Raw genomic sequence first — 16,953 nt, forward strand, 5'->3', positions numbered from 1 at the left:
TAGAAGGTGCGCCAGTACAAGCTCGCCGTGACAACGGTCACGCGCCAGACCTGTACCTATTGCTCGGGCGGCTGCGGCATCCTGATGTATTCGCTGGGCGATGGCTCCAAGAACGCCAAGCCCTCGGTCATCCACGTCGAGGGCGATCCGGATTACCCGGTGAACCGCGGCACGCTGTGCCCCAAGGGCGCGAGCCTGCTGGACTTCATCAACAGCCCGAACCGGCTGCGCAGGCCCCAGCTGCGCACGCCCGGCGCCAGCGCGTGGACCGACATCTCCTGGGACGACGCGCTGGACCGCATCGCCCCCTGATGAAGGACGACCGCGACGCCAACTTCGTCGAGCGCACGGCCGACGGCAAGCTGGTCAACCGCTGGACCAGCACCGGCATGCTGGCAGCCTCGGCCTGCAGCAGCGGAGCCGGTGACATCACCCACAAAGTGGCCCATAGCTGGGGCCTGCTCGCATTCGACAACCAGGCACGTGTTTGACACGGCCCGACGGTGGCAGGTCTTGCCCCGACGTTTGGCCGTGGAGCGATAACCAACCATTGGCTCGACATCAAGAATGCGGATGTGATTTTGATCATGGGCGGCAATGCCGGAGGCCCACCCCTGCGGCTTCAAATGGGTCACCGAAGCCAAGGCGCACGACAAGGCGCATTTCATGGTGGTGGACCCACGCTTCGACCGCGCGGCCTCGGTCGCGGATTTCTATGCGCCGATCCGCTCCGGCAGCGACATCGGTTTCCTGGGTGGGGTCATGCACTACCTGCTCAGCAACGACAAGATCCACCACGACTACGTGCGCAATGAGACGGACATCAGCTTCGTGTTGCGCGACGGCTTCAAGTTCGAGGACGGCTTCTACTCCGGCTACGACGCCGACAAGCGCACCTACGAGAAGACCAGTTGGGACCATGAGCTGGGCGCCGATGGCTTCGTGGTGACCGATGCCACGCTGGCACACCCGCGCTGCGTCTACCAGCTCATGAAGGCGCACTACAGCCGCTACACGCCCGAGGTCGTGGAGCGCATCTGCGGCACGCCCAAGGCCAAGTTCCTGCATGTGTGCGAGAGGCTCGCCAGCACGCCCGTGCCGGGCCGCCACCATCCTGTACGCGCTGGGCTGGACGCAGCATTCCACCGGCGCGCAGATGCTGCGCATCGGTGCCATGGTGCAACTGCTGCTGGGCATCATCAGCGTGGCTGGCGGCGGCATGAACGCGCTGCGCGGCCACTCCAACATCCAGGGCCTCACCGACCTGGGCCTGCTCTCGGCCAGCCTGCCCGGCTACCTGCCTGCGTGAAAACCTGCCCGACGGGCGCCATTGTGTTCGGCACCAAGCAGGCCATGAAGGACCATGCGGCCGAGCGCATCGAAGACCTGAAGGAGCGCGGCTTCGAACATGCCGGCCTGTACGACCCGGCCGGCGTGGGCGGCACGCACGTGATGTACGTGCTGCACCATGCGCACAAGCCTTCGCTGTACGCCGGCCTGCCCGACGCGCCGAAGATCAGCCCCATGGTGGCGGTGTGGAAGGGTCTGGACAAGCCCATCGCGCTGGCCGGCATCGCGCTCACGGCGCTGGCCGGCTTCTTCCACTATTCTGGCCTTCCTGGGGCTGGTGATCCGGTTCTGGCACCACAACTTCTTGGACATCACCGTTGGGCGATGGATGCGCCGGATGGGCGACGTGCTGCACAACCGCGAAGAGCGCCTGCCGCCCGTGGGCCGTTACAACGCCGGGCAGAAGCTGCTGTTCTGGGTGCTGCTCTTGAGCATGGCCGGCCAGCTGCTGACCGGCCTGGTGATGTGGCGCGCCTACTTCAGCCACCTGTTCCCCATCGGCATGCTGCATCTGGCTTCGCTGTTGCATGCCTTCTTCGGCTTCGTGCTCGTGTGCTCGATCATCGTGCACGTCTACGCCGCCACTGGATCAAGGTCTCGATGAAGGCCATGACGCAGGGAACGGTGAGCTACGCCTGGGCGCACAAGCACCACTCGGCCTGGCACCACGAGGTGGTCGAGCGCGAGCGCACACTGGCACGCGACGGCCGCGCGCCTTCGGCCTGAGCATTTTTCCTTCCCGATCGGCCATCCACTTGCAACGCATCCTCCAGCCCAGCGAGATCGAAGCACCCGACCGCACCAGCTTTCCGCGCGTGCTGCTGTCCGGCACCTTGCTGACGACCGCAGCGCTGATCGGCTGCGGCCAGCGCAACGACACGCCCGGGCCAGCCACACCAGCGTGCCGGCGCCGACGGCTGCAGCCTCGGCCGCGCCACCGGCCCACGACCCCAGCAACTTGAAGCCGCATCCGTCGGCGCCCGAGCCGGCAATGTGTCAGGGTGCCGGGGTGCTGTCTGGCAGCACGGCGTCGGCAGCGGCGCCCACGGCCTTGCCCGCGATGCGCACCGTGCCCACGGCCGCGTCTGCAGCCAGGCCGACGGCACCGACCCCCACGCTGACGACCGTGGACGCCAAGGTCACCACCGCGCAGCCGGTGAGCGCGCCAGCCGCGAAGAGCGTGACGCACAAGCGTGCGGCGCGGGCCGATGCCGTGCCTGGCCGGTGCGGCGACGAGGGGCGCAGGGCCATCAGTCCACCTGCGCGCCCGAAGCCTTCACGACCTTCTCGTACTTGGCCAATTCGGCCTTCATGAACGCGCCGAACTCGGCGGGCGTGTTGGCCACGGGCTCGGCCATCAGGCTGCCGAAGCGCTGACGCGTCTCGGGCGACTGCAGCGCCGCCACGAAGGCCTGGTTCAGCCGCGCGAGCACGTCGGGCGGCGTGCTGGCCGGCGCGACCAGGCCCCACCAGGTGTCGATCGCGAAGCCCTTGAGCGTGTCGGCCACGGGCGGCACGTCGGGCAGCGCGGGCGAGCGGGCGAGCGTCGTCACGGCGATCGCCTTGAGCTTGCCCGAGCGGATGTTGGGTGCGGCCGTTGCCAGGTTGTCGAAGTTGAAGTCGACCTGGCCCGACAGCAGCGCCAACTGCGCGGGGTTGCCGCCGTTGTAGGGGATGTGCAGCGCGAAGATGCCGGCCTGGGCCTTGAACATCTCGCCCGCCAGATGCCCCGCGCTGCCGTTGCCGCCCGAGGCGTAGTTCAGCTTGCCAGGGTTGGCCTTGGCGTAGGCGATGAGGTCGGCCAGGCTGTTGATCTGCAGACGCTGCGCCGTGTCGGCGTTCATGACCAGCACGTTGGGTACGCGCAGCATCTGCGTGACGGGCGCGAAGTCTCGGGCCGCGTCGTAGGGCATCTTGCGGTACAGCCAGGGGTTCACGGCGTGCGTGGCGGTCGCCGCGATGCCGATCGTCAGCCCGTCGGGCGCGGCCTTGGCCACCATGTCGGCGCCGATGTTGCCGCCCGCGCCCGGCTTGTTGTCGATGATCACCGTGCCGAGCTGGTCCTTCACGCGCTCGGCCAGCACGCGGGCCGTCACGTCGATGGGGCCGCCTGCTGCGTAGGGCACGATCAGGCGGATCGGCTTTTGCTGCGCAAGAGCGGGCAGGGCGGCCAGCGCGAGCGTGGCCAGCACGGTGGCGCGGCGCAGGGTGTCGGTCATGGCTGTGCCTTGTCGGCTTCGGTCGTGAACGCGTCGGCGAAGAATTCGTCCAGCGGCAGGCCGGCCTGGGCGGTGTAGGCGGCACGCGCCGAGTCCACCACGATGGGCGCGCCGCAGGCATAGACCTGGTAGCCCGACAGGTCGGCGATGTCGTCCAGCACGGCCTGGTGCACGAAGCCGGTGCGGCCCGTCCAGTTGTCCTCGGGCACGGCGTTGGAGACCACGGGTACGTAGCGCAGATTGGGCATGGCGGCCAGTTGCGCGCGCATCCAGTCGTCCATGTACAGGTCGCTGGGACGGCGGCCGCCCCAGTAGACCGTGGCCGGGCGAGCGATGTTCTTGAATTGCATCTGCTCGATCACGGCCTTGATGGGCGCGAAGCCCGTGCCCGAGGCCAGCAGCACCATGGGCTTGGTGGAGTCCTCGCGCAGGAAGAAGCTGCCGTAGGGGCCTTCGATGCGCAGGATCTCCTTCTCCTTCATGGCGCTGAACACGTGGTCCGTGAACTTGCCGCCCGGCATGTGGCGGATGTGCAGCTCCACGCTGGGGCCCACCGGCGGCGTGGCCGCGGGCTGGCCGCCCGCCAGGTGCGGCGCGTTGGCCATGGAGTAGCTGCGGCGCGCGCCGTCGCGCAGGATGAACTCGATGTACTGGCCCGCGTGGTAGCGCATGGCGTCGTTGGCCGGCAGCTGCAGGCGAACCAGCATCACGTCCTGCGATTTCTTCTCCAGGCTGATCACGCGCGAGGGCATGCGCTTGATCGGGTACGCGCTCTCGTCCGTCACCTGGCGCGATTCGAGCACCACGTCGGACAGCGGCACGCCGCAGCAGGTGAGGATGAGGCCGGCGGCTTCTTCCTCGGCCGACAGCGCCTTGCTCTGGTGCGGGCCATGCGCCACGCGGCCTTCGAGCATCTTGCATTTGCACGAGCCGCAGGCGCCATCCTTGCAGCCATAGGGCAGGCCAATGCCCTGGCGGATGCCGGCCGCCAGGATGGCCTCGCCGGCGGCAGCCTGGAAGGCGCGGCCGCTGGGCTGCACGGTGATCTGGAACTCCGGCGCGGCGGCCGTTGTGCTGTTCATCTTTGGGTATCCTCGAGGGCTTCTTGCCGCTTGTGGACCGGGATTTTGCCTTCAAACCAATCACCTCTCGGCGCGCTGCCTGCGCGGTTCCGCCGTGCCCGCCTGCTGATCGTGGGCTGTGGCGACGTCGGCCAGCGGGTGGCTGCCCGGCTGCCAGCGCATGTGCGCGTGCTGGCGCTGTCCTCGTCGGCAGATCGGCGCACGAGCCTGCGCGCGCAGGGCATGGTGCCGCTGCTCGGCAACCTGGACCACCCGGCCTCGCTGCGCCGCCTGGCCGGCCTGGCCGACCGCGTGCTGCACCTGGCGCCACCGCCCGGCGAGGGCCGCGACGACCCGCGCACGCGCGCGCTGGTCCAGGCCCTGCGCCGGCGCACACGTCCCCTGGCGCTGGTCTATGGCTCGACCAGCGGCGTCTATGGCGATTGCAGCGGTGAGCTGGTCGCCGAGACGCGGCTGCCCGCGCCGTGCACCGAGCGCGCGCACCGCCGCGTCGATGCCGAGGCGGCCGTGCGTTTCCTGGGCCGCGCCGGCGGCGTGCGGGCCAGCGTGCTGCGCATTCCGGGCATCTACGCGCCCGATCGCGAAGGCGGCACGCCACGCGAACGCCTGCTGCGCGGCACGCCCGTGCTGGCGGCGCCAGACGACGTCTACACCAACCACATCCACGCCAACGACCTGGCCAGGGCCTGCATCGCCGCACTGTGGCGCGGCAAGGCCCAGCGCGCGGTCAATGTCAGCGACGACACGGTGCTCAAGATGGGCGACTACTTCGACCTGGCCGCCGACTTGTACGGCCTGGCGCGGCCCCCGCGCGTGGCGCGCGATGCGGCGCGGGGCCAGCTGCCGCTGGGCGTGCTGAGCTTTATGTCGGAGTCGCGTCGGCTGGACAACGGTCGCATGAAGCGCGAGCTGCGGCTGGCGCTGCGCCATCCCACGGTGCGCGAGGGCCTGGCGCCCTGAAGCTCAAATCCCCGCGGGCTTGCGCATGGTGCTCATGCGGTCGACGGGCTTGACGGTGATGGCCTTGATTTCGGCGCCCTGCAGCACGGTCAGCTGCACTTCGGCGGTCGGGTCGGCGCGGTCCCAGAGCTTCTTGTAGAAGCCTTCCAGCGTTGTGACCTTGGTGCCGTCCACGGCCAGCACCACATCGCCGGCCTGCAGCCCGGCGGCCAGCGCCGGGCTCTGCTTGCTCACGCGCACCACCTGCACACGGCCGGATTGCTCGGCCGAGTTCAAGCCCAGCCACGGGCGGCGGCTCAGCGACGTGCTGCCCGTGCGCTGCAGTTCTGCAAGGATGGGCTTGAGCAGGTCGATCGGCACGAACATGTTGCCCGGCAGCTGGCGGTTCTCCCCCATGGCGTCCATGACGAACAGGCTGCCGATGCCCACCAGTTCGCCCTTCTGGTTGAACAGCGGCGCGCCGGAATGGTTGGCAATGGGCGGGCTCGTGAAGAGCGCGGCGTCGATGAAGTACTCCCAATACCCCGAGAACGCGCGCTTGCTCACGAGCTGGGTCATGGCGACGTCGGCCTCGGTGCCGCCGGCTGCGCCGGTGGCGGTCATCAACACGGTACCGGGCTCGATGTCGCGGTAGTTGCCCAGGGGGACGGCGGCGACGCCACGCAAGGGCAGCAGCGGCTGCAGCAGGCCGAAGCCCGTGGCCAGGTCATAGGCCACCGCCTTGGCCGGCAGCGTGCGCCCGTCCTGCGTCACGACCTGGATGTTCTCGGCCTCCAGCATCAGGTAGCCGATGGTCAGGATCAAGCCGTCCGGGCCGATCACCACGCCCGAGCCCTGGCGCTGCCGGCCCAAGGTCTCGACGGAGCTGCCGTCCGCGGACGCGTTGACCTGAATGCCGACGACGGCCGCGTTGGCGCGGCTCAGCGCGTCGATGGTCTGCTGCGCCGGTGGCGGTGCGGGAGTGGCCGCCCAGGCGATGCCGACGGCGAGCGCCCATGCCCCGATCAGGAGCGAGCGTGAGAAGGCTGTGATGTTGCGCACGATGGACTCCCGATGGTTGGAGGAGCAGACGTACGCAAAGAATGCGCCCGAAAGAAAGGCCCTGCAAGTGCCAGGGCCCTGGTCGAAAGCGATGCCGTGCGGCACCGCGGATCGTCAGCTCTTGAGCTGCAGGTACTTGCCGTAGGCGAACACGGAGTTCGGTGCGCTGACCACCGACGGACGCGCCTTGGGCTGCACCGCCGCGCGGCGGCGGCTGGGGCCGGCCTCGATCGAGACGCCCTTGGCGCGCTGCTCATCGGCCAGCTGACGCAGCGAAATGCCCTGCATGTAGTCCAGCATGCAGGCGCTCAGGCTGTCCCACAGTTCGCTGGCCATCTTCTGGTCTTCGTCCAGGCCGACCTGGTGCACGCCCTGGGCATCCTGGGCGGCCTGGTCGTCCACGGCCAGGATGATGTCCGCCACGCTCACGGCACTGGCTTTGCGCGCCAGCGTGTAGCCGCCGCCCGGGCCACGTGCGCTCTCGACCAGACCACAGCGGCGCAGCCGGCTGAACATCTGCTCCAGGTACGACAGAGAAATCTTTTGCCGCGCGCCGATGGCGGACAGCGTCACTGGTCCCAGATGTTCCCGCAATGCGACATCGATCATGGCGTTCACAGCGAAACGGCTCTTGGTAGTCAGTCGCATGGTGGGCTCCTTCTTGGTAGTGAAATTCTGGAAACAGAGGCTGACTCTAAACGCGATGACACTTCGCGTATATTCGTATTTAAGACAAAAATACTTCGATAAAAGCGATGGAACTTACAGATCGGTTGACCCAGCTGGCGGCTGGAGGTTCCATGAATTTCAAGCATTTGCGGTATTTCTGGGTCGTGGCGAAAGCCGGTGGCGTCATGCGCGCTGGCGAGCAGTTGCACACCACGCCGCAGACCTTGTCGGGCCAGATCAAGCTGTTCGAGGACTGGATCGGCCACAAGTTGTTTCGCAAGGTCGGCCGCCGGCTGGAGCTGACCGAGCAAGGTCGTGTCGCGCTCGACTACGCCGAGGAAATCTTCGCTTTGGGCGCGGCACTGGAGACGGCGGTGCGCCACAAGCGCGGCGAGCGGCGCACGCTGGACTTCCGTGTCGGCGTGGCCGATTCGGTGGCCAAGTCGGTGGTCTACCAGCTGCTGGAGCCGGCGCTGGACGGCCCGGAGCCGGTGCGCATGATCTGCCACGAAGGCAAGCACGACGAGCTGCTGGCGCAACTGGCCTTGCACCGCCTGGACCTGGTGATCGCCGACGAGCGCGTGTCCAGCAAGGTCAGCGTGCGCGCGTTCAACCATTCGCTGGGCCGCAGCCCGATGACCTTCTTTTGCTCCACGGCGCTGCGCGGCCGGCTGGAGGGCGCATTTCCGCAGTGCCTGGATGGCGCGCCGCTTCTGGTGCAGGGCTCGACGTCGTCCGTGCGGCGCCAGCTGGACCCCTGGCTGGTGCGGCACCGGTTGCGCCCGCGCATCGTGGGCGAATTCGACGACACGGCGCTCATGAACGCGTTCGGCCGGGAGGGGCGTGGCGTGTTCATGTCGCCCTCGGTGCTGGAGGCGCAGATCGCCGCCCAATACGGCGTCGAAGTGCTGGGCCGCAGCGATGAATTGGTCGAAGAGTTCTTCGCGATTTCGGTGGAGCGCCGGATCAGTCACCCGAGCGTGGCGGCCATCACGCGCGTCGCGCGCTCCAAGCTGTTCCACGCTTGAACTTGTCACTGTCGCGCCGCGTTGCGCTTGCGCGTGGCAGCAGCCTTTTTGGCCGATGCCGAGCGCTCTTCGGCCGACCGCGCAGCCGATGCACTGCCGCCGGCCTCGCCACCCTTGCGGGCCGGCGACTTGTCGACGGGATGACCGCGGCCCGATCCGCTCTTCTTGCCGCCGCCGGTCTCCTTGTTCACGGTCGCCCATGCGCGGCGCTCGGCTTCTTCGCTCGAGAGACCGCGCGCTTCATAGCCGCGCTCGATATGTTCGGCCTGGCGTTTTTGCTTGTCGGTGTACGAGGACTTGTCGCCGCGTGGCATGGCACTCTCCTGGATCATGGCTGCCAAGAGGTTAAAAGGCTCGCGCCTCGCGCCTGTAGGAAACGCATGACCCTGTGCGTAGGCATGCGTCCGCAATGCCGCGCTGCATCCCAAAACAAAAACGCCGACAGCTGTCAAGAACTGTCGGCGTCGTATCTGGTGCCCGGGGCCGGAATCGAACCGGCACACCTTTCGGTGGGGGATTTTGAGTCCCCTGCGTCTACCAATTTCACCACCCGGGCGGCGCGCAAAGCGAGCCGGAAATTATGGCACAGTCAAGCCCATGCAATACCCAACGATAGAAGACGCCATCGGACGTACGCCGCTCGTGGCGTTGCAGCGGATCGGTGCCGCCGACAACCAGGCGCGCGGCAATGTACTGCTGGGCAAACTGGAGGGCAACAACCCCGCGGGCTCGGTGAAGGACCGGCCTGCCGTCTCCATGATCCGGCGTGCCGAGGAGCGCGGGGAAATCAAGCCGGGCGACACGCTGATCGAGGCCACATCGGGCAACACCGGTATTGCGCTGGCCATGGCGGCGGCGATCAAGGGTTACCGCATGCTGCTGATCATGCCGGAGGATCTGTCGATCGAACGGGCCCAGACCATGAAGGCCTTCGGCGCAGAACTGCTGCTGACGCCCAAGAGCGGCGGCATGGAATACGCGCGCGACCTGGCCGAGCAAATGCAGCGTGACGGCAAGGGGCGCGTGCTCGACCAGTTCGCCAATGCCGACAACCCGCGCGTCCACTACGAGACCACGGGGCCGGAACTGTGGGCCGACACCAAGGGGCGCATCACCCATTTCGTGAGCGCCATGGGCACGACCGGCACCATCACCGGCGTCTCGCGCTTCCTGAAGGAGAAGAACCCGGCCATCCGCGTCATCGGCGCCCAGCCCAGCGAGGGCTCGCGCATCCCCGGCATCCGCAAGTGGCCGCAGGAATACATGCCCCGCATCTACGACGCCTCGATGGTCGACGAGACCGTGTCCGTCGGCCAGGACGATGCCGAGGAAATGTGCCGCCGCCTGGCGCGCGAAGAGGGCATCTTCGCGGGCATCTCCGCCGCCGGTGCCTGCTGGGTCGCGCAGCAGGTCGCGCAACGCGAGAAGAACGCGACAATCGTCTTCGTGGTCTGCGACCGGGGCGATCGCTATCTCTCCACGGGCGTGTTCCCTGCATGAGCGCGCCAGACTTCAAGTTCTGCCCGCATTGCGCGACTCCGCTGGCCTGGATCAGCCGGCTCGAAGACAGCGGCGAGACCGAGCGCCTGCGCTGCCCTGCCTGCAACTACACGCACTGGAACAATCCCACGCCCGTGCTGGCCGCGGTCATCGAATACGGCGGCCAGATTCTGCTGGCGCGCAACGCCGCCTGGCCCGGCAAGATGTACGCGCTGATCACCGGCTTCATGGAGGCCGGCGAGACGCCGCAGGAGGGCATCGCGCGCGAGATCAAGGAGGAGACGGCACTCGACGTGACGGCGCTGAACCTGATCGGCGTCTACGACTTCCAGCGCATGAACCAGGTCATCATCGCCTACCACGCCCAGGCCCAAGGCGAGGTGCGCCTGTCGCCCGAGCTCGTGGACTACCGGCTGTATGCGCCCGAAGATGTGCGCTGCTGGCCGGGTGGCACCGGTCAGGCCATGGCCGACTGGCTGCGTTCGCGTGGGCACACCCCCCAATATCTGAGCCGCTGAGCGAAACCTAGAATCGCGCGACCTGCAAGGAACACCATGGACATCCACAAAGAAATCGACACCCGCGGCCTGAACTGCCCGCTGCCCATCCTGAAGGCCAAGAAGGCCCTGGGCGAATTGCAAAGCGGCCAGTTGCTCAAGGTGGTGGCCACCGATGCCGGCTCGGTGCGCGACTTCCAGGCCTTCGCCAAGCAGACGGGCAACGAGCTCGTGGAGCAGCAGACCGCAGGCGCGGAATTCATCCACGTACTGCGCCGACGCTGAACGAGGCGGCGCCCAGAATGAAAAAAGCCGGGTCACCCCGGCTTTCGTGTCTCTGGCGCTGCGCGCTCAGATCTTCAGCGTCGACAGGTACTCGCGGAAGCCCTTGCTGACTTCGGGGTGCTGCAACGCAAGCTCCACGGTCGCTTCCAGAAAACCGTGCTTGCTGCCGCAGTCGAAGCGCTTGCCTTCGTACTGGTAGGCGTGGACGATTTCGGTGTTCAGCAGGCCGGCGATGCCATCGGTCAGCTGGATCTCGCCACCGGCGCCGCGCGGCTGATTGCGGATGTGGCCGAACACGGCCGGCGTCAGGATGTAGCGGCCAGCCACGCCCATGCGCGATGGCGCGGCTTCGGGCGCGGGCTTTTCCACCATATGGTTCACGCGCGTGAGCCGGCCGTCCTCGATGTCCTTGACCACTTCACCGGCAACGATGCCGTAGCGGCGCACCTGCTCCAGCGGCACTTCCTGCACGGCGATCATCGAGGTGCCCAGGCGGCTGAAGGCATCTGTCATCTGCGCCAGCACGGGCTTGCCGCCCTTGGGGCCGATCATCAAGTCGTCGGCCAGCAGCACGCCGAACGGCTCGTCGCCGACCAGGTGCTCGGCACACAGCACGGCGTGGCCCAGGCCCAGCGAACGCGGCTGGCGCACGAACGAGCAGAACATGTCGTCCGGCGACACGGACCGCACCAGGTCCAGCAGCTCTTTCTTGCCGGCGGTTTCCAGTTCGCTCTCCAGTTCGTAGGCCGTGTCGAAGTGGTCTTCGATCGCGCGCTTGTTACGCCCCGTCACGAAAATCATCTGCCGGATACCCGCTGCATACGCCTCTTCGACGGCGTACTGGATCAGCGGCTTGTCCACCACCGGCAGCATTTCCTTGGGCTGCGCCTTCGTGGCGGGGAGGAAACGCGTGCCGAGGCCGGCAACGGGGAACACGGCTTTTCTAACGGTCTTCTGGTAGCTGGACATGGGTCTGGGACTCTCTCTTCAATCAAAAAAGGGGTGCTTTGGGGGAAAGGCGGCAGTCTGGCAGAGTTGTTGCAAAACGTGTGCCATCGATCCCGCTCTGGGGCTGTCAGCCCAATCGTACAAGCTGGTCGTGAAGCCTTTGTAACGTGGCCGTGTAGTCCGCGACGCGCTTGCGTTCCTGGTCGATGACGGCCGGCGGTGCCTTGGCAACGAAGGCCTCGTTGCCCAGTTTGCCGTTGGCTTTCGCGATCTCGCCCTGCAGCCGTGCGACTTCCTTGCCCAGACGCAGCTTCTCGGCCGCCACGTCGATCTCCACGTACAGCGCCATGCGGGCCTCACCCACCACGGCCACCGGTGCCGCCTGGGCCGCGGCCTGCCAAGCCGTCTCATCGTCGAACACCTTGACCTCGCTGAGCTTGGCCAAGGCCTGCAGCACGGGCGCCGCAGCGCGCATGAAGTCGGCATCGCCCAGCACATACAGCGGCAGCCGCGTGGCCGGCGACACGTTCATCTCGCCGCGCAGGTTGCGGCAGCTATCGACCAGCGACTTGAGCTTGGCGACATGGGCGATGGCCCCCTCGTCGATCTTGCTGGGCTGGGCTTCTGGGTACTTGGCCACGCTCACGGACGCGCCGGGCAAGCCAGCCACGGGCGCGACCTTCTGCCACAGCGCCTCGGTGATGAAGGGGATGATGGGGTGCGCCAGCCGCAGGATGGCCTCCAGCGTGCGGATCAGCGTGCGGCGCGTGGCGCGCTGCTCGGCCTCGCTGCCGGTCTGGATCTGCACCTTGGCGATCTCCAGGTACCAGTCGCAGAACTCGTTCCAGACGAAGTCGTAGAGCGCGTTCGCCACGTTGTCCAGCCGGTACTCGGCAAAGCCCTTGGCGATGTCGGCTTCCACCTTCTGCAGGGCCGAGCTGATCCAGCGGTCCGCCTGGGAAAAGCGCATGTAGCCGTGGAACTCGCCGCCAGGCTGGCACTGTTCCTTGGTGTGTTCCTTGAGGCCGCAGTCCTGGCCCTCGCAATGCATGAGCACGAAGCGCGTGGCGTTCCAGAGCTTGTTGCAGAAGTTGCGGTAGCCCTCGCAGCGCTTGCTGTCAAAGTTGATGCTGCGGCCCAGCGAGGCCAGCGCCGCGAAGGTGAAGCGCAGTGCGTCGGCGCCGTAGGCCGGGATGCCTTCGGGGAATTCCTTCTCGGTGTTCTTGCGCACCTGGGGCGCGGTCTCGGGCTTGCGCAGGCCGGTGGTGCGCTTGTCGAGCAGCGGGGGCAGGGCGATGCCATCGATCAGGTCCACCGGGTCCAGCACGTTGCCTTCGGACTTGCTCATCTTCTTGCCCTGCGCGTCGCGCACCAGGCCGTGGATGTAGACATGCCTGAACGGCACGCGGCCCGTGAAGTGCGTCGTCATCATGATCATCCGGGCCACCCAGAAGAAGATGATGTCGTAGCCCGTCACCAGCACGGTGGAGGGCAGGTAGAGGTTGTAGTCGTCGGTGGGCGCGTCGGTCTGTTCGGGCCAGCCCATGGTCGAGAAGGGGACCAGCGCGGACGAGTACCAGGTGTCCAGCACGTCCTCGTCGCGGCGGAGCAGCTTGCCGGGCGCCTTGGCCTGTGCATTGGCTTCGCTGCGCGCCACGATCACGTTGCCGTCCTCGTCGTACCAGGCCGGAATCTGGTGGCCCCACCAGAGCTGACGGCTGATGCACCAGTCCTGGATGTTGTTCATCCACTGGTCATACGTGTTGACCCAGTTCTCGGGCACGAAGCGCACCTCGCCGCTCTTCACGGCGTCGATGGCTTTGGTGGCGATGCTCTTGCCGGTCGGGTCTTGATCGGACACCTTGGTCATGGCGACGAACCATTGGTCCGTCAGCATGGGCTCGACCACCTCGCCGGTGCGCGTGCAGACCGGCACGGTCAGCTTGTGCTTCTTGATCTCGACCATGGCGCCGATGGCTTCCAGGTCGGCCACGATGGCCTTGCGCGCCACGAAGCGGTTCAGGCCGCGGTACTTCTCGGGCGCCTCGTCGTTGATGGTGGCCTGCAGCGTCAGCACGCAGATCATGGGCAGCTTGTGGCGCTGGCCCACGGCGTAGTCGTTCACGTCATGCGCGGGCGTGACCTTCACCACGCCGGTGCCGAAGGCCTTGTCCACGTAGTCGTCGGCGATCACCGGGATCTCGCGGCCCACCAGCGGCAGCGTGACGGTCTTGCCGATCAGGTGCTGGTAGCGCTCGTCCTCGGGGTGCACCATCACGGCCACGTCGCCGAGCATGGTCTCCGGGCGCGTGGTGGCCACCGTCAGGCTGCCCGAGCCGTCGGTCAGCGGGTAGGCGATGTGCCACAGCGAGCCGTCTTTCTCTTCGCTCTCGACCTCCAGGTCGGACACGGCGGATTGCAGCTTCGGGTCCCAGTTGACCAGGCGCTTGCCGCGGTAGATGAGGCCTTGCTCGTACAGCTTCACGAAGGTGTCGGTCACCACCTTGGACAGTTTGTCGTCCATGGTGAAGTACTCGCGACTCCAGTCCACGCTGTCGCCCATGCGGCGCATTTGCGTGGTGATGGTGTTGCCCGACTGCTGCTTCCACTCCCACACCTTGGCGACGAAGTTCTTGCGGCCCAGGTCGTGGCGGCTGAGCTTGTGGTCCTGCAGCTGGCGCTCCACCACGATTTGCGTGGCGATGCCGGCGTGGTCGGTGCCCGGCACCCAGGCCGTGTTGAACCCGCGCATGCGGTGGTAGCGCGTGAGCGCGTCCATGATGGTCTGGTTGAACGCGTGGCCCATGTGCAGCGTGCCCGTGACGTTGGGCGGCGGCAGCTGGATGGCGAACGAGGGGGCTGCCGCATCGGGCTGGCCCGTCCCGCGGACGCCTGCGGCGCCCAGGCCGCGGCGCTCCCACTCGGGGCCCCAGTAGGCCTCGATGGCGGCGGGTTCGAAGGATTTGGACAGTTCGGCCAGGCCGGGTTGCAGGGGGGTGTCGCTCATGGGGGAATCCAGACGGAAGGCGGCGCCGGTGGCGGCGCTGCGGGGCGAGAACGCGAAGCGGGCGATTTTAGGCGGTCCGTGCGGTACGGCGCCCTGGGTGGAGCGGGTGGCCCAGGGGCAGCGGATCAGCGCGTCTCGCGCTTCTCGCCCTTGCCCAGATAGAACTTCTGCAGCAGCCGCTGCAGCGTGGTGCGCTCGCGTTCGGTCAGCCGGCCGGCCAGCTCGCTCTCCATCTCCACCACGATCTTCTCGGTCTCCTGCGCCAGTGCATGCCCGGCGTCGGTGAGGTGCAGGCCCACGGCGCGGCCGTCGCGCGGGTGCGGGCGGCGCTCGATCAGGCCGCGGCGATCGAGCGCGGCGATCAGGCTCACAAAGTTGGGCGGCAGGATGTCCAGCGTGGCGCACAGCTGGCGCGAGGTGGCGCCGGGGTTGTGCGCCAGCAGGGCCAGCACCGAGAAGTCGGCCTGCTTCAGGCCATAGGGCGCCATGCGCTCGAAGAACTCGGCGCCGATGGCAATCGAGGCGCGCCGGGCGTTGTAGCCGACCAGGGCCTCGAGCACGCTGGTGTCCAGCTGCTCGGGGCCGGGCGTGGCGGGAGAGGGCGTTGTTGTGTTCTTGGATGCTCGGGCCATGCCCGATTGTTGTCGTTCAGGCGGCACCGGCCAAGGCCACGGCTTCGCTGGCGCGTTTGACCATGGCCAGGCGCATGTCGAACTCGGGCAGCACCCAGCGGCGCAAGGCGGCGGCCGGTTGCGCCCAGCGGGCACCGTCAGGCGCCTTGGCCTCGATGCGGGCCCAGGACCAGGCCAGCAGCGCCAGCGCGGTCACGCGCAGGAAATCGTCGGCCACCTCATAGGCCAAAGCGGGCTGCGCCTTGGCGGCCAGCGCCACGCCGGTGGCCAGGTAGCGCAGCTGCGCCAGCCGGCGCTGGGCGTCGGCATCGTGGTCGCGCGAGGCGTCGAGTTCACTGCGCAGCTCCACCAGCATGGCGCTGAAGTCGGCGCCACCGTCGGGCAGCACCTTGCGCACCAGGAGGTCGATGGCCTGGATCTCGTTCGTGCCCTCGTAGACCATGGCCACGCGCACGTCGCGCAGGTTCTGCTCGATGCCCCACTCGCGCACGTAGCCGTGACCACCGAACACCTGCAGGCAGGCGCTGGCGCCGTCGAAGCCCTGCTGCGTGCAGGCGGCCTTGAGGACGGGCGTCACGAGGGCGCACCAGCGTTGCGCGCTGGCGCGGGCCTTGGGGTTGGCGTCATGGCGCGCCACGTCCAGCATCAGGCCCGTGCGGTAGGCCAGCAGCCGCGCGCCATCGATCCAGGCGCGTTGGGTGGCGAGGATGCGTGCGATGGCAGGGTGCTCGGCGATCAGGCTGGGCTCGGCGCCGGTGTGGCCGGGTGCCTTCATCTGGCGGCGCTCGGCGGCATACGCATCGGCCTTTTGCCAGGCTGCGTCCAGCAGGCCGATGCCCTGCAGCGCCACGTGCAGCCGCGCTGAATTCATCATCACGAACATCGCATGGAGGCCACGCCCGGGCTCGCCGACCAGCCAGCCCTGGGCATCCTCGAAGCGCATCGCGCAGGTGGGGCTGGCGTGCAGGCCCATCTTGTCCTCGATGCGGTCGCAGAACGCGGCGTTGCGCTGGCCGTTCGGCAGCTGCTTGGGCACCAGCGCCAACGAAAGGCCCTTGGGCCCGGGCGGCGCATCGGGCAGCCGGCACAGCACCAGGTGCACGATGTTGTCCGTCAGGTCGTGCTCGCCGCCGGAGATGAAGATCTTGCTGCCGCTCACGCGCAGCGAGCCATCGGCCTGCGGCACGGCGCGCGTGCGCACCAGGCCCAGGTCGCTGCCGGCGTGGGCCTCGGTCAGGCACATGGTGGCCAGCCATTGGCCGGTGGCGATCTCGTGCAGATACGCGGCCTTGAGCTCCGGGCTGCCGTGGTGCTTCAAGCAGTCGTAGGCGCCATGCAGCAGGCCAGGCGCCATCGTGAAGCCCTGGTTCGCGGCCGACAGCCATTCGTACAGCACGGCCTCCAGCACGGCTGGCAGGCCCTGGCCGCCATGGGCCTGGTCGGCCGACAGCGCGGGCCAGCCGGCCTGCTGGAAGGCTTGGTAGGCATCGCGGAAGCCCGGCGGCGTGGTGACGGTGCCGGCCTCGAAGCTGCAGCCGATCTCGTCGCCGCTGCGGTTCAACGGCGCGATCACGTCGGCCACGAACTTGCCGGCCTCGTCCAGCACCTGGCCTGCCAACGCGTCGTCGACCTCGGCGAAGGCAGGCAGTGTGCGCAGCTGGTCGCCCGCGCCCAGCACGCCGAGCAGGAAGCGGATGTCGTCGGGGCGGGGGCGGTAGTCCATGGCGGTGTGTCG

General features: G+C 67.7%; 17 protein-coding genes, 1 tRNA gene and 2 pseudogenes. 9 read left to right on the top strand and 11 right to left on the bottom strand.

Features of this window, described 5'->3' with window-relative positions:
• Positions 1–3: 3 nt before the first annotated feature.
• From ASF43_RS30720 to ASF43_RS31240, 4 genes and pseudogenes are all read left to right on the top strand, one after another.
• Positions 4–1,300, top strand: a pseudogene (locus tag ASF43_RS30720) (molybdopterin-dependent oxidoreductase); the annotation flags it as partial.
• A pseudogene (locus ASF43_RS31700) lies at positions 1,297–1,611 on the top strand (formate dehydrogenase N subunit beta transmembrane domain-containing protein); the annotation flags it as partial. The pseudogenes ASF43_RS30720 and ASF43_RS31700, both read left to right, overlap by 4 nt.
• A gap of 16 nt (positions 1,612–1,627) precedes the next feature.
• On the top strand, positions 1,628–1,954 hold the full coding sequence (locus ASF43_RS32260) for a cytochrome b/b6 domain-containing protein (RefSeq protein WP_200932513.1): 327 nt from the start codon (positions 1,628–1,630) through the stop codon (positions 1,952–1,954).
• A gap of 151 nt (positions 1,955–2,105) precedes the next feature.
• Positions 2,106–2,312, top strand: coding sequence for a hypothetical protein (locus ASF43_RS31240; protein ID WP_162241801.1), 207 nt, complete (start codon positions 2,106–2,108; stop codon positions 2,310–2,312).
• Positions 2,313–2,346: 34 nt separating this feature from the next.
• Here ASF43_RS31240 and ASF43_RS12125 read toward each other — a convergent pair whose 3' ends face one another.
• The 3 genes from ASF43_RS12125 to ASF43_RS12135 are packed head-to-tail and all read right to left on the bottom strand — an operon-like array spanning position 2,347 to position 4,651.
• Positions 2,347–2,601: a hypothetical protein gene (locus ASF43_RS12125; RefSeq protein ID WP_235578235.1), complete on the bottom strand. Its 255-nt coding sequence runs from the start codon at positions 2,599–2,601 to the stop codon at positions 2,347–2,349.
• Positions 2,601–3,569, bottom strand: coding sequence for a tripartite tricarboxylate transporter substrate binding protein (locus tag ASF43_RS12130; RefSeq protein WP_082497812.1), 969 nt, complete (start codon positions 3,567–3,569; stop codon positions 2,601–2,603). Before ASF43_RS12130 ends, ASF43_RS12125 begins: the two co-directional genes overlap by 1 nt.
• Entirely contained in the window at positions 3,566–4,651 is a 1,086-nt protein-coding gene (locus ASF43_RS12135) for a CDP-6-deoxy-delta-3,4-glucoseen reductase (RefSeq protein WP_056181036.1), read from the bottom strand. The genes ASF43_RS12130 and ASF43_RS12135 overlap by 4 nt, the downstream gene beginning before the upstream one ends.
• Before the next feature lie 45 nt (positions 4,652–4,696).
• Here ASF43_RS12135 and ASF43_RS12140 point away from each other — a divergent pair, with 45 nt between their 5' ends.
• A complete protein-coding gene (locus ASF43_RS12140) occupies positions 4,697–5,611 on the top strand; it encodes an NAD-dependent epimerase/dehydratase family protein (RefSeq protein ID WP_056181039.1) in 915 nt (304 codons plus the stop codon).
• A gap of 3 nt (positions 5,612–5,614) precedes the next feature.
• Here ASF43_RS12140 and ASF43_RS12145 read toward each other — a convergent pair whose 3' ends face one another.
• Positions 5,615–6,652, bottom strand: coding sequence for a S1C family serine protease (locus ASF43_RS12145; RefSeq protein ID WP_235578236.1), 1,038 nt, complete (start codon positions 6,650–6,652; stop codon positions 5,615–5,617).
• Positions 6,653–6,766: 114 nt separating this feature from the next.
• Positions 6,767–7,300, bottom strand: a complete 534-nt coding sequence (locus ASF43_RS12150; RefSeq protein WP_056181042.1) for an Rrf2 family transcriptional regulator — start codon at positions 7,298–7,300, stop codon at positions 6,767–6,769.
• 152 nt (positions 7,301–7,452) lie between these two features.
• Here ASF43_RS12150 and nhaR point away from each other — a divergent pair, with 152 nt between their 5' ends.
• Positions 7,453–8,349, top strand: a complete 897-nt coding sequence (gene nhaR / locus ASF43_RS12155) for a transcriptional activator NhaR (RefSeq protein ID WP_056181044.1) — start codon at positions 7,453–7,455, stop codon at positions 8,347–8,349.
• Between the two features lie 5 nt (positions 8,350–8,354).
• On the opposite strand, the gene ASF43_RS12160 is transcribed toward nhaR, so the two are convergent.
• Entirely contained in the window at positions 8,355–8,663 is a 309-nt protein-coding gene (locus ASF43_RS12160) for a hypothetical protein (protein ID WP_056183332.1), read from the bottom strand.
• Between the two features lie 157 nt (positions 8,664–8,820).
• Positions 8,821–8,905, bottom strand: a tRNA-Leu gene (locus ASF43_RS12165).
• Positions 8,906–8,946: 41 nt separating this feature from the next.
• Here ASF43_RS12165 and cysM point away from each other — a divergent pair.
• From cysM to ASF43_RS12180, 3 genes are read left to right on the top strand one after another with little or no spacing between them, the layout of a single operon-like run.
• Positions 8,947–9,849 carry a cysteine synthase CysM gene (gene cysM / locus ASF43_RS12170; RefSeq protein ID WP_056181046.1) on the top strand — a complete coding sequence of 301 codons (903 nt, stop codon included), beginning with the start codon at positions 8,947–8,949 and terminating at the stop codon, positions 9,847–9,849.
• A complete protein-coding gene (locus ASF43_RS12175) occupies positions 9,846–10,367 on the top strand; it encodes an NUDIX domain-containing protein (RefSeq protein ID WP_056181048.1) in 522 nt (173 codons plus the stop codon). The genes cysM and ASF43_RS12175 overlap by 4 nt, the downstream gene beginning before the upstream one ends.
• Before the next feature lie 36 nt (positions 10,368–10,403).
• Positions 10,404–10,631: a sulfurtransferase TusA family protein gene (locus ASF43_RS12180; RefSeq protein WP_056181051.1), complete on the top strand. Its 228-nt coding sequence runs from the start codon at positions 10,404–10,406 to the stop codon at positions 10,629–10,631.
• Positions 10,632–10,697: 66 nt separating this feature from the next.
• Here the strand turns inward: ASF43_RS12180 and galU are convergent, their stop codons facing one another.
• The 4 genes from galU to ASF43_RS12200 all read right to left on the bottom strand — a co-directional run bounded on the left by galU (position 10,698) and on the right by ASF43_RS12200 (position 16,941).
• The gene (gene galU, locus ASF43_RS12185; RefSeq protein WP_056181053.1) at positions 10,698–11,600 is read right to left on the bottom strand and encodes a UTP--glucose-1-phosphate uridylyltransferase GalU; all 903 of its coding nucleotides are present in this window, start codon (positions 11,598–11,600) and stop codon (positions 10,698–10,700) included.
• A 106-nt stretch (positions 11,601–11,706) separates the two neighbouring features.
• A complete protein-coding gene (locus ASF43_RS12190; RefSeq protein ID WP_056181057.1) occupies positions 11,707–14,586 on the bottom strand; it encodes a valine--tRNA ligase in 2,880 nt (959 codons plus the stop codon).
• Between the two features lie 125 nt (positions 14,587–14,711).
• Positions 14,712–15,218, bottom strand: coding sequence for a MarR family winged helix-turn-helix transcriptional regulator (locus ASF43_RS12195; RefSeq protein ID WP_056181059.1), 507 nt, complete (start codon positions 15,216–15,218; stop codon positions 14,712–14,714).
• 16 nt (positions 15,219–15,234) lie between these two features.
• Complete coding sequence (locus tag ASF43_RS12200; protein WP_056181062.1) at positions 15,235–16,941, bottom strand: acyl-CoA dehydrogenase family protein; 1,707 nt, start codon at positions 16,939–16,941, stop codon at positions 15,235–15,237.
• Positions 16,942–16,953: the final 12 nt, after the last annotated feature.

It is taken from the genome of Pseudorhodoferax sp. Leaf267 (genome assembly GCF_001422405.1).
In the GTDB taxonomy this organism is placed as follows: domain Bacteria; phylum Pseudomonadota; class Gammaproteobacteria; order Burkholderiales; family Burkholderiaceae_C; genus Pseudorhodoferax.